Annotated in this window: 9 protein-coding genes and 2 pseudogenes; 6 read left to right on the forward strand and 5 right to left on the reverse strand. The window is 71.1% G+C overall.

The genetic code is table 11. The features are described 5' to 3' along the window. The 4 genes and pseudogenes from ACWER9_RS24725 to ACWER9_RS24740 form a co-directional block, all read right to left on the reverse strand. A pseudogene (locus tag ACWER9_RS24725) lies at nucleotides 1-1,514 on the reverse strand (hypothetical protein); the annotation flags it as partial. A gap of 76 nt (nucleotides 1,515-1,590) precedes the next feature. Further along, nucleotides 1,591-1,899 carry a cupin domain-containing protein gene (locus ACWER9_RS24730; protein WP_030329959.1) on the reverse strand — a complete coding sequence of 103 codons (309 nt, stop codon included), beginning with the start codon at nucleotides 1,897-1,899 and terminating at the stop codon, nucleotides 1,591-1,593. Continuing rightward, nucleotides 1,896-2,846, reverse strand: coding sequence for an LLM class F420-dependent oxidoreductase (locus ACWER9_RS24735; RefSeq protein WP_452304071.1), 951 nt, complete (start codon nucleotides 2,844-2,846; stop codon nucleotides 1,896-1,898). The genes ACWER9_RS24730 and ACWER9_RS24735 overlap by 4 nt, the downstream gene beginning before the upstream one ends. A gap of 2 nt (nucleotides 2,847-2,848) precedes the next feature. Further along, the gene (locus ACWER9_RS24740) at nucleotides 2,849-3,634 is read right to left on the reverse strand and encodes an ABC transporter ATP-binding protein (RefSeq protein ID WP_452304072.1); all 786 of its coding nucleotides are present in this window, start codon (nucleotides 3,632-3,634) and stop codon (nucleotides 2,849-2,851) included. 270 nt (nucleotides 3,635-3,904) lie between these two features. Between ACWER9_RS24740 and ACWER9_RS24745 the strand changes: the two genes are divergently transcribed. Together ACWER9_RS24745 and ACWER9_RS24750 are read left to right on the forward strand one after the other, a co-directional pair. Further along, nucleotides 3,905-4,936, forward strand: coding sequence for an ABC transporter substrate-binding protein (locus ACWER9_RS24745; protein WP_452304073.1), 1,032 nt, complete (start codon nucleotides 3,905-3,907; stop codon nucleotides 4,934-4,936). A gap of 103 nt (nucleotides 4,937-5,039) precedes the next feature. Beyond that, nucleotides 5,040-5,900 carry an ABC transporter permease gene (locus tag ACWER9_RS24750; protein ID WP_452304074.1) on the forward strand — a complete coding sequence of 287 codons (861 nt, stop codon included), beginning with the start codon at nucleotides 5,040-5,042 and terminating at the stop codon, nucleotides 5,898-5,900. 69 nt (nucleotides 5,901-5,969) lie between these two features. Here the strand turns inward: ACWER9_RS24750 and ACWER9_RS24755 are convergent, their stop codons facing one another. Then, complete coding sequence (locus tag ACWER9_RS24755) at nucleotides 5,970-7,148, reverse strand: ABC transporter substrate-binding protein (RefSeq protein WP_452304075.1); 1,179 nt, start codon at nucleotides 7,146-7,148, stop codon at nucleotides 5,970-5,972. Nucleotides 7,149-7,592: 444 nt separating this feature from the next. Here ACWER9_RS24755 and ACWER9_RS24760 point away from each other — a divergent pair, with 444 nt between their 5' ends. From ACWER9_RS24760 to ACWER9_RS24775, 4 genes and pseudogenes are all read left to right on the forward strand, one after another. After that, nucleotides 7,593-10,718 carry a sensor histidine kinase gene (locus tag ACWER9_RS24760; RefSeq protein ID WP_452304076.1) on the forward strand — a complete coding sequence of 1,042 codons (3,126 nt, stop codon included), beginning with the start codon at nucleotides 7,593-7,595 and terminating at the stop codon, nucleotides 10,716-10,718. Continuing rightward, on the forward strand, nucleotides 10,715-11,122 hold the full coding sequence (locus ACWER9_RS24765; RefSeq protein ID WP_007465177.1) for a roadblock/LC7 domain-containing protein: 408 nt from the start codon (nucleotides 10,715-10,717) through the stop codon (nucleotides 11,120-11,122). The genes ACWER9_RS24760 and ACWER9_RS24765 overlap by 4 nt, the downstream gene beginning before the upstream one ends. An 89-nt stretch (nucleotides 11,123-11,211) precedes the next feature. Continuing rightward, the gene (locus ACWER9_RS24770; RefSeq protein ID WP_124778091.1) at nucleotides 11,212-11,577 is read left to right on the forward strand and encodes a DUF742 domain-containing protein; all 366 of its coding nucleotides are present in this window, start codon (nucleotides 11,212-11,214) and stop codon (nucleotides 11,575-11,577) included. Beyond that, a pseudogene (locus tag ACWER9_RS24775) lies at nucleotides 11,558-12,182 on the forward strand (GTP-binding protein). Before ACWER9_RS24770 ends, ACWER9_RS24775 begins: the two are co-directional and overlap by 20 nt. Nucleotides 12,183-12,198: the final 16 nt, after the last annotated feature.

A 12,198-nucleotide genomic window follows, 5' to 3' on the forward strand; every position in this document is an offset into this window, starting at 1 on the left:
CCTGCGGCGGTCGGGCCTGCGGCGGTCGGGCCTGCGGCGGTCGGGCCTGCGGCGGCCGGGCCTGCGGCGGGCGCGTCCGGGTCAGTCGGGCCGGTCGGGGTGGCGGTGGCGGTGGCGGTGGGGGCGGCTGCCTTGCGGGTGGTGCGCCCACCTGTCGGCTTGCCGCTCCTGCCCGTCGCCGTGCTGCCGGTCGGCTCGTCGACCGCTGGCCCGCTCGTCGGGGTCGCGGCGTCGGCGCTGGTCGGGGTGGTGTCGGTGCTCACCGAGGGCTCGGTCGGCGCGGAGGCACCACCATCCGCCGACGGCGTCTGCCCCGCGGCGGTGAACTCACCTGTCGGTGCGGTCAGCCAGGCCGCGCGTTGAGTCGAACCGGCGGGAGACGACGGAGCGGCGGGAGTCGGACCGTGCTGGCCGCTCGCCGTGGTCGAAGGCCAGTCCCAGTGGGCCGGGACGGTGCGTACGCCATCGTTGTCGCCTGTGGCCCACGGACCCGCAACGACACCGCCGGGCTGCGTGGTGGCCAGCTCGGCGTTCGTCGTCTCGGTGTCGGTGCGTTCGTCGGCGTCCTTGTCGTTCGCCGACGCGGCGCCGGGCAGCGCCGGGCCGGCGGGCAGCGGGCGCAGGATCGCGGAGGGCTCGATCGCCTCCGGGTCGGGGGTGCGGGTGCCCGTCGGCAGGCGCAGCAGTGCGGCGGCGGCCGCACCGAGTGCACCGGCGAGGATCGCGATAAGCGAACCGTAGTACGGGGTGGCCTGGTAGCGGTCCACCGCGTCGCCCGGACCGGCGGTCAGGTAGGCGAACGCCACAAGCACCGGACCGGCAACCCCGGTGGCGCCGCTGACGAGTGGGGCCTGGCCCCGCCAGCGGGCCAGCCCGGCGGTCGCCGCCCCGGCCAGCAGCGCCACGATGGGCAGCAGGAGCAGCGCCAGCCGCTGGGCGGCGGCGTCGTCGAGCCAGCTCGGTTCCAGTACGCCGAGTCGGACGGTCGGCAGTGGGCCCGTCGTGCCGAGCGACGGCAGGACGGAGATCAGCGCCAGCAGCCAGACCGCGCCGGACACGGCCGCCATGTTCCAGCCGAGTTCGGGTCGGAACAGGACGGCGATCGCCGCGCCCGCCCCGATGACCGCACCGACCACGGCGCAGATGCCCACCGCCCAGACCGGGTCCACGGAGATCAGCTCCGCGGCGCGAGCCGGCTGCATGCAGAGCGGGGCGATGACTGTCGCGCCGAGCGCTGCCGCGCCACCGACCGCCAACTGCCGGCCGGTGCTCGCGGCCGGGGCGTCACGGCGGGCGAGGCGGCCGGTCAGGACGGCACCGGCGACGGCGGCGTTGGCGGCGAACCAGCCCACCCAGACCAGCTGGGCCGGCCACTGGTTGACGGTCGTGCCGGTGAATGCGCCGGTCAGGCGGACGATGCCGAAACCGTACGCGACGCCGAGCTGGCCGGCTCCGGCCAGCACGCTCACCCCGAGCGCCGTGAGCAGCAGTCTGCCCCAGGTCCGAAAGGCCATGTCCGGCACGTTACGCATCCGGTACACCCGATCGCCACCGGCGCGCCGCGCGGCACGCCGGTGGCCATCGGCGGGTCTACTTGAGTTCGACCAGCCGGGCCAGGTAAGTCGTATCCCCGACATTGGTCAGCATGTGTACGGCGCCCGGGTCCCGGTAGACCACCCCGCCGGTGGGCTCGTCGGCGTCGATCCGGGTGCCGTCGACGGTCTGGACGACGTTCTTGGCACCCTCGATCGCCACCACCAGATAGGGGTGGTCGTGCCGGTGCAGCGGCTGCCGCTCGCCCGGCTCGAGGCGGATGTGCCAGACCCGGACCCGGTCGTTCTCGTACACGATCTCCTGACCCACAGGTCCGAGTTCGGTTCCGTCGATCACGTCGGTCATCGTGCTCCGTCCAGTTGCGGCAGCACCTCGGCGGCGATCAGCTCAAGGTGGTCGAGATCATCGAAGTCGATCAGGCGTAGGTGGACCCGGGTGGCGCCGATCGCGGCGAACTCACCGATCCGCTGCGCGAGCTGCGCGGGGGAGCCGACCACCGGGTCCTCCGGTGGCAGCGCGCTCTTCTCGTGCAGGGGCGCGGCCCGACGCTGGGCCTCCGCGTCGGTCCGGCCGATGGCGACGACGATCCCGGCGGAGAGCACCAACGGGCCCCGCCCGGACTCCGTCCGTCCGGTGCGCTCGCACGCCTCACGCACCCGGTCGTACGCCGCGGCGGTGACGGCCACGGATTTGAACGGCATGTTGAACTCGTCGGCGTAGCGGGCGGCCAGTTCGGGTGTGCGCTTGGGGCCGCGCCCACCCACGATGATCGGTGGCCCGGGCACCTGCACCGGCTTGGGCAGGGCCGGGGCGTCCGCCAGTTGGTAGTGGTCGCCGGTGAAGGTGTAGGTCTGCCCCGGTGGGGTCGCCCACAACCCGGTGATCACCTCGAGCTGCTCGGCCAGCCGGTCGAAGCGCTCGCCGACCGCCGGGAACGGGATGCCGTACGAGGTGTGCTCGCGCTCGTACCAGCCGGCGCCGATGCCCAGGTCGATCCGGCCACCGCTCATCTGGTCGACCTGCGCGACCATCACCGCGAGGGGGCCGGGCAGGCGGAACGTGGCGGACGTCACCAGGGTACCGAGGCGGATCCGTTCGGTCTCCCGGGCCAGCGCGGCGAGGGTCAGCCAGGCGTCCGTCGGGCCGGGCAGGCCCGGGTCGGCGCCCATCGCCTGGTAGTGGTCGGCCCGGAGGAAGCCCTCGTAACCGCAGGCCTCGACCAGCCGGGCGAACCGGAGCTGGGTGTCGTAGTTGGCGCCACGGTGCGGCTCGGTGAAGACCGAAACCCGCATGGTCAGTGTCCTTCCGCGCCGGCGGTGGCCGGCTGCTCGCGTTCCATCAGCAGTTCGTGCAGATCTGCGCTGACCTGGGCGACGTCGGCCAGGTGGGCGTTGCGGCCCAGGGTGCGGGGCCGGGGGATGGCCACGTCGACGACCTTGCGGATCCGTCCGGGCCGCGGACTCAGCACGACCACCCGGTCGGCGAGCAGCACCGCCTCGTCGATCGAGTGGGTGACGAAGACGATCGTCGGCTTGTTCTCCATGTGCACCCGCTGGAGTTCGCCGGAGAGTTCCTCGCGGGTGAGCGCGTCAAGCGCGGAGAACGGCTCGTCCATCAGCATCACCCGGGGCTCACCGATCAACGACCGGCACAGCGACACCCGCTGCTGCATGCCGCCGGAGAGTTCGTGCGGCAGCCGCTTCTCGAAGCCGGCCAACCCGGCCACGTCGAGCAGTTGCCGAGCCCGCTCACGGTGCTTGCCGCGGCTCCAGCCGAAGATCTCCACCGGCAGCAGGACGTTGTCCAGCACGGTGCGCCAGGGCAGCAGCGCCGGCTTCTGGAACAGCATGGCGATGTCCTGGCGCGGTCGGGTGATCGGCGTACCGGCGACGGTGATCTCACCGGCGCTCAGTGGCAGCAGCCCGGCGATCAGCCGCAGCAGGGTGGACTTGCCGCAGCCGGAGCGGCCGAGCACGGCCACGAACTCGCCCTCGGCGACGTCGAGGTCGATGCCGCGCAGCGCCTCGACCCGGCCGTACCGGCCCTCGAAGGTACGGGACACCCCGGACAGTCGGATCATCTCCGGCGTACCTCCGCTGAGTCGACGGTCAGGAATCCGACAAAGGCTAGCCGCCCTGTCGAGGTATGACACCGGCTGGGGTGGTCGTCAGGTTGTTTCCGTTCCGCAACCCGATGCGCCTGGCGTCGGGACTGTGGGTTTCTCGTACGCTGTGCCCGCGAAGAATCCCCCCACGACGGCGGCGCCCGGCTTCCACCCCTCCCGCCGGCCCGTCATAACAACCCCCTCCGGTGGCCTGCCGGCCCCGGTCGGAAAGGACATGGTGCACTGATGAGAAGGCTGACCCGTACGGTCGCGACGGCCGCGCTGGCCACCGCCCTCGCCCTTGTCTCCGCCTGCAGCAGCGGGTCGGATTCGGCCGACGATGCCAAGGGCGGCGACGGCGGCAAGTTGGAGAAGGTGACCTACCTCACCTCGTTCGGCAACTTCGGCCGTGACTCCTACGCCTGGGTGGCGAAGGACAAGGGCTTCTTCAAGGAGGCCGGTTTCGAGGTCGACATCAAAGCCGGTCAGGGCACCGGAGGCGTGATCCAGACCATCGTCGGCGGTCAGGCCGACTTCGGCCCGATCGACCTCACCGGCGGCCTGCTCCAGCTCGGCAACGGCCAGGCGAAGGACTTCACCGCCGTCGCCGCGATCCAGCAGCGCACCATGGCGGGCATCGCCACCGTCGAGGGCAAGAACATCAGCTCGCCGAAGGACCTGGAGGGCAAGAAGCTCGCCGACACTCCCGGTTCCGTGGTCCGCAACCTCTTCCCGACGTACGCCCGGCTCGCCGGGGTGGACGCGACCAAGGTGACCTGGGTCAACGGTGAGGCGCAGAACCTGATCGGCACCCTGGCCAACGGGTCGGTGGACGGCATCGGCCAGTTCGTCGTCGGTCAGCCGACGATCGAGGGTGTGGCCAAGAAGAAGGCCATCATGCTGCCGTACAGCAACGTGATGCAGGACCTCTACGGCAACGTGCTGATCACCTCCTCCAAGACCGCCAAGGAGAAGCCCGAGATGGTGAAGAAGTTCACCGCGGCGCTGCTCAAGGGCCTCGAGTACAGCCTGGCGAACTCGAAGGAGGCCGCCGACATCCTGAAGAAGAACGTCGACGCCACCAACCCGGTCTCCGCCGCCGCCGAGCTGGAGCTGATGGCCGCGTACGTCCGTTCCGGCAACACCGGCACCGCGATCGGCACCCTGGACAGCGGTCGGGTCGCCAAGAGCATCGCGATCCTGCAGGGCGCCGGCGCGCTGAAGCAGAACATCACCCCCGAGCAGATCATCGACTTCAGCCTCGCGCCGAAGGCCTGATCGTCCGGTCGTCACCAGGGGGTACGTCCCGCCGATTCCGGTGGGGCGTACCCCCGTCGCTCGTCGGCCCCCGGCGGGCCGTGGGATTTCGAGGAGGACAGAGATGACCGACGTCCGGTCGGCGGACCCGGCGGTGGCGGAACCCCCACCCCCGAGTGCCGGCACCAAGGCGGGGCGCGCGGGTCGAGGTGCCGGTCTCCGGGCCGGGGCCGGGGCGGCGCTGCTGCCCGCTGCGGGTCTCCTGGTCGCCCTGGCGGTGTGGTGGTTGGTCGCCCGGCTGGAGCTGATCCACCCGTTTGCCCTGCCGCCGCCCGGCGACGTGTTCACCGCGTTCGTCGACAAGCCCGCCCAGATGCTGGAGCACACCTGGGCCACCCTGCTGGAGATCGTGTACGGCTTCGCCCTCTCGGCTGCCGCCGGCGTCCTGATCGGACTCTCCCTGGCGACCTCCCGCACGGTCGAGCGGATGTTCACCCCGCTGCTGGTCGCGGTGAACGCGGTGCCGAAGATCACGCTGGGCCCGCTGTTGGTGGTGGCGCTCGGCTGGGGTCAGAAGCCGATCCTGACCATGGTGTTCCTGCTCTGCTTCTTCCCGATCGTGCTGTCCACCGCGACCGGCCTGACCACCACTCCGGCGGACCTGGCCGAGCTGGTGCGTTCCTGGAACGCGTCCCGCTGGCAGGCGTTCCGCAAGGTTCGCTTCCCGGCCGCGCTGCCGCAGATCTTCGTCGGGCTCAAGGTGGCCATGCCACTGGCCGCGATCGGCGCGGTGATCGGTGAGTTCCAGGCCGGTGAGAAGGGCCTCGGGTACGTCATCCTCCAGTACGCCGGCGTCGGCGACGCCGCCACCGCCTGGGCGGCGATCATGCTGGTGGCGCTGGTGAGCATCCTGCTCTACTCGGCGCTCCTGCTCGTCGAGCGGATCGCCCTTCCCTGGGTCCGCGAAACCACGAGCAGCCACTGACACGCTGCCAGGAAACGCGAAGGGCCGGCCTCCACATGGAGGCCGGCCCTTCCCGTCGAAGCCGCGCGTCTACCCCGCCAACCGCCAGCGGCCGTTGCGGGCGACGAGCGTGGTGAGCGCCTGCGGCATCAGACCGCTGTGGTTGTCCGGCGTCATGCGGATCGGGCCGGACAGGCCGTCCATCTGGGACGTCTCCAGCACGTCCCGGATGCCGTCGCGGTTCACCTTCCCGCTCTCACCACCGGCGCGCAGCTTGGCGTCGGCGATCAGTTGGACGGCGTCCGCGGCGAAGGACGACGAACCGTTGTAGCCGCCGAAGCGGGCCGTGTAGTCCTGGAACCACTGCCGCCGCGCCGCCTTGGCCGGCGTGGTCGCGATGACGTCGTCGATGACCATGGTCTGCGTGAAGATCAGCGTGGCCTTCTCGGTCGCCTTTGCCGCCGAGCCGAGGAAGAGGTCCCCAGCCGCCCCCGCGTCGAAGTAGATCGCCCCACGAAAACTGGTCTGCTGGGCGCTGGTGGCGGCAAGAGTCGCCTGCTCCGGCGGGGTCCAGAAGAGCATCGCGTCGGGTTTGCCGGATGCGAGCTGCTGGACCTGCTGGCTGACGTCGGTGCTGGTGGTCTTGGTCCGCTGCTGCCGGAGCGAGATGTTGGCCTTGTCCAGTTCGTTCTTGAGCGCGGTCACGCCCTCCTGGCCGTAGGCGTCGTCGCTGACAAGCATTCCCACCTTGCGGATGTTGTTGCGGCGCAGTTCGGTGGTGAGTGCGGCGGCGCTGTCCTGGGCGTTGGGGCCCAGCTTGAACACGTAGCGCCGTTCAGCGGCCGGGCTGGCGATCGCGCCGGAAGCGGCGAGCGCAATGGTGGGAATCCGCTTCTCGTTGATGGTCCCCACGGCACCGAGCGCGCATTCGTTGCAGCCGCCCATGATGATGGCACTGACCTGAGAATCGCTGCTGAAGTCGGCGATGTTGCGAAGCGACTCGGCGGCGTCGGAACGGTTGTCCTTGACCTTGAGATCGATCTTCCGGCCGTTCAGTGCTCCGGAGGAGTTCAACTGCTCGACCTTGAGTTTCAGGGCCCGCTGGTATGTCTGGCCGACCGTGGCCGCGGCGCCGGAGAGTTCGAGATCGGCGGCGATCACGATCGGACTCGTGTCTTGCTCCGCCTCACCAAACTGGCAGCCGGTGAGCGTGGTGGCCACTACGGCCGATGCGAGCGCCGCGATGGTCGCGGAGCGGATGGGGCTCAACTCAGTCCTCCAGGTGCGGGCGCGGGCGCTGCCCGGTCACCGCCGCTAATCCGTCCTCAGTGGAGGACGGGGTCTCCTCTGCCGTACGGTGTGCGCGAAGCCTGCAAAACCTTGCCAATGGCCGGCGCTGTGGTCAAGCGCGGACCCCGGCAGCATTTTCGGGACGGCCATCCCACATGCTGGGGTAACGCAATGTTTGCAAAAGCTCACTTTGCATGCACGCGTGACCACTCTGGAGTTACATGCCCTGATCAGGGGCTTGCAGAAATGAAGGTATCAGTTGCCCGGATCACGGGATGCGCTCCGTCCGACCGTTTCCTACCTCACTGCGGCTTCCCAAACAGGATCATCTCTGATGAAATCGCGGCCGTGCCGCGCGTGGTCCCCTCCGCTTACGGCATGGCTCGGCGGCTCAGGCGGGGAAGAAACGACGGAGGCGATGTCGTGAGCACCGGACCGACGACTCTGCCCGCACTCGGCGACAGCGGACGGCGTACGCGCCGACGGATGCCGAGGCTGCGTGACGCCCGGATCCGGTCCAAGTTGGCACTGATTCTGGTCGTCCCGGTGGCGGCGGTGATCGCGCTGGCCACGGTCCGACTGATCTCCGTCGGTGAGGGCGCCTTCGACGCCACCCAGGCCCGGGCACTCACCGCTCTCTCCATCGACGTCAGCGCCCTCACCCAGGACCTCCAGGCCGAACGGATGGCCGCAGCCGCCTACCTGGCCAACCCGCAGCAGCCCGCCGACGCGTACAACCTGCGGGTCCGCCAGACGCAGCAGAAGGTGGACGAGTACCGCGCCGAGCGGAACCGGGTCGGCGAGGTGCCGGCTGCCCTGCGGGACCGGCTCGGCGCCATCGACGGCCACCTGGCCACTCTGGACGGCACCCGTCAGGAGGTGCTGGACCGTCGACAGATGGCGGTGGCCGAGGCGGTGCTCCGCTACGGCGTCATCCTCACCGACCTGGTGTCGTACGGCGACGGTCTGGCCCAACTCCCCGGCGACGAGAGCCTGGCGGACAGCCGCCGCGCGGTCTCCGCCTTCGCCCGCGCCAAGGCTTCCGTCGCCGAGGAAGAGGCCGTCGCCTTCACCGCGCTGTCGGCTGGTCAGCTCGACTCGGAGCAGTTCTCCTCCTTCGTGGCGACGTTGACGAGTCAGCAGGAGGCCCTGGTCGCCTTCTCCCTGGCCGCCGACCCGGTGCAGCGCGCCCTCGTCGACAGCACCGTCTCCGGTGACGCGGTCGGCCTCGCCGACCGGGTGGCCACCGACATCACCCGTTCGGTCGGGCAGCGCCCCCTGGTCACAGCGCAGGACGCCACCGCGGCCATCGGTGCGGTGAACGACCTGATGCGCTGGGCCGAGATCCAACTGCAGGACCGACTGTTCCAGCAGGCCGACGAGGCCCGCTCGGACGTCATCCGGCAGGCGGTGGTCGAGTCGGTGCTGGTGCTGCTGACCCTGATCATCGCCGTGTCGCTGGCCGTGGTGCTGGCCCGTTCGCTCAACCACTCGCTGCGCAGGCTGCGTGAGGGCGCCCTCTCGGTGGCCAACCACGACCTGCCGGACGCGGTGCAGCGGCTGCAGAACATGGGCAGCGTGGGTGACGGTGGGGTGGACGAGATCGTCCGCCAGGTGCGCGACCCCATCCAGCTCAACAGCCGCGACGAGGTCGGTCAGGTGGCGCTGGCCTTCAACGTCGTACACCGGGAGGCGGTGCGGGTCGCCGCCGAACAGGCGGCCCTGCGCACGAGCGTCTCGGCGATGTTCCTCAACCTGGCCCGTCGTAGTCAGACCCTCGTCGACCGGATGATCGGCGAACTGGACGCGATCGAGCGCGGCGAGGAGGACCCGAAGCGGCTGGCGCAGCTCTTCGAGCTGGACCACCTGGCCACTCGAATGCGCCGCAACGACGAGAACCTGCTGGTGCTCGCCGGTGCCGACTCCGCCGTACCGCGCCGCGACGACGCGTTGGTGGTGGACGTCCTGCGCGCCGCCCAGTCCGAGGTGGAGCTGTACAACCGCATCGAGTTCGGGACCGTCGACACCGACATCTCGGTGGCCGCACACGCCGTCAACGACGTGGTACGTCTCGTCGCCGAACTCCTCGACAACGCCACCCGGTTCTCCCCGCCGAACACCACGGTCGTCGCCGACGGTCGCCGGATCCGCGACTACGTCCTGATCCAGATCGAGGACCGTGGGCTCGGCCTCACCGACGAGCAGCTCGACTCGCTCAACCGGCGGTTGGCCGCCCCGCCGAGCGTCGACGTGGCCGCGTTCCGGCTGATGGGTCTGGCCGTGGTGAGCCGGCTCGCCTCCCGCTACGGCATTCGGGTGGAGCTGCGCCGCAACGTCGAGGGCGGCACCGTCGCCCAGGTGACGCTGCCCGCCGCCACCGTGCTGCTGCCCAGCAACCGGGGCCGCGAGCAGGTGCTCACCCGGCCGCGTCAGCCGATGGCGGTGGAGCAGAACCCGCTCACCCCGGTCGGTCACGCCGAGCAGTTCGCAGGTGCCGCCACGACGGCGGCGACGCTTCCCGACCAGTGGCGCACCAGCACTCCGGCTCCCGCCCAGTGGCAGTCGCCGTTGGACTCGCGCGACACCACGCCGGCCGTCCAGGCGGGTGGCTACACCGGCCCGCGCTCGACCGCGCCACCCGTACCCGCGCCGGCCGCCCCGGCGCCGGCAGCCCCGCTTCCGCCGGCCCGGACGGACTTCGGCAGCGGTGCGTCGATAGGCAGCCCGACCGTGGCCTACCCGACCGTCGACCCGCTGCCTCGGCGCGGTTCCGCCGGGGACGCCCCGGATGGGCACGGTGTCCAGGGCCTCCCGGTCGGCCCGGTCGCCGGGCCGGGCGCGGTGGCTCCGGCGGCCGCACCATCGGTGCCCGCCGCGCCGGTCAGCACCCGGCCCGACTTCCCCGCCGAGGCGCCGATCTTCCGGGAGATGGAGGCGGTCTGGTTCCGGTCGCACGGCGACGACGCCACCGCGATCTTCACCCGGCCCAACTTCGACGAGCCCCCCGCGCCCGCCACCGCCGCGCCGGCCGACAACGGACTGCGCACCGGCAACGGCGGCCAGCCGGGTGCCGGTGCGGTGCCGGCCGCCGCGCCGGCCCGACCCAAACTGCCGACCCGCACCCCGGGCAACGCCGGCGCCGACGGCACGACCACACCGGCTGCCGGGGGCCTCGGCACCACCACCGACGGGTTCACGCCGCGGTCGTCGGCGCCGCCGTCGTACACCCCGCCCCCGGTCGACCGGACGCCTCCGGCCGCGCCCGCACCCGACCCGGAGGCATGGCGTACGGCTGCGGACGAGGGCTGGTCCCGGGCCAGCCGGGCGGCCGAGCCGGCCCCGGCCGGTACCACCCGCTCCGGGTTGCCCAAGCGGGTACCGCAGGCGCAGCTCGTGCCGGGTGGCATCGAACCGAAGAGCGGCCGGGACCGCAGCCGGCGGACCCCGGACGAAGTACGTGGTCTGCTGTCGGCCTACCACCGCGGCGTGCAGCGCGGCCGGACGGCCGGAACGGACCTGAACAGCACCTCGACCAAGGAGAGCCGATGAACAGGCCAGCTGCCATGCAGGACATGGGTTGGCTGCTCACCAACTTCGCCGACAGCGTGGCGGGCATCGCCCACGTGGTGGCGGTGTCCGCCGACGGGCTGCTGCTCGCGTCCTCCCGGGATCTGCCGGGGGACCGGGCCGACCAGCTCGCCGCGATCACCTCCGGGGTGGTGAGCCTGACCGAGGGCGCGGCCCGGATGTTCAGCGCGGGCGGGGTGTTGCAGACAGTTATCGAAATGGACAGCGGGTACCTCTTCCTGATGTCGATCAGCGATGGTTCATCGATGGCCGTGCTGGCCGCGCGCAGCTGCGACGTGGGTCAGGTGGGTTACGAGATGGCGCTGCTGGTCGAGCGGGTGGGTGCCGCGCTGGTGCCACTGCCGCGCGACGCGGTGCGCTCTTAGCACCGCAGGCCGGCGCTCGTTCCGAGCGCCGGACCAGGGACGAGAGGCGGCGCAGGCCGACTCCGCAGGGGACGAGGAGGTGATCGGGGATGGACCAACGACGCGCTGACCCGCGTGGCGCGCTGGTACGTCCGTACGCGGTCACCCGTGGTCGTACCGAGCCCCGGCAGGACATCGCCCTCGAGGCCGTCCTCACCGCCTCTCTCACCCAGGTCGCCGAGTCCCGCTTCGCCGGGCATGACAAGCACCGCATCGCCACGGTCTGTGAGGGCCGCGCACAGTCGTTGGCGGAGATCGCCGCGTACACCCGGATGCCGCTCGGCGTTGCCCGGGTGCTGGTCGCCGACATGGTGGCCGAGAGCCTGCTGACGTTACACACTGCTGCTCCCGCCGAGGGGTTCGAGGAGCGGATGGAACTGCTTGGAAGGGTGCTAAGTGGACTTCGCAGGCTATGACCCCGCAGGGGGGGCGGCCGGGCCGGGGAATCGTATCCGCGAAGATCGTCGTCGCGGGCGGCTTCGGCGTCGGTAAGACGACACTGGTCGGGGCGATCTCCGAGATCACACCGCTGACCACCGAGGCGTTGATGACCGCGGCGGGCGTCGGCATCGACGACCCGTCCAAGGTGCCGGGCAAGGAGACCACCACGGTCGCCATGGACTTCGGCCGTATCACCATGGCCCAGGACCTGATCCTGTACCTCTTCGGTACGCCCGGTCAGACCCGGTTCTGGTTCATGTGGGACGAGATCATCCGGGGGGCGGTGGGTGCCGCCGTGCTGGTGGACACCCGCCGGATCACCGATGCGTTCGCCCCGCTCGACTACTTCGAGAACCGCAACCTGCCGTACGTGGTGGCGCTGAACAAGTTCGACGGCGCTCCGCAGTACGAGGCGGAGGAGGTTCGCGAGGCGCTCGCCATCTCGCCGCAGGTGCCGCTGGTGATGACCGACGCCCGGCAGCGGGACTCGGTCAAGCAGGTGCTGGTGACGGTGGTCGAGCACGCCATGCTCCGGCTCCAGTCCGAGCACGGGCGGGGCTTCCCGACGCCGGTCGGCTGAACCGTCGCGTCACGGC

This window comes from Micromonospora sp. NPDC003944 (genome assembly GCF_053605225.1).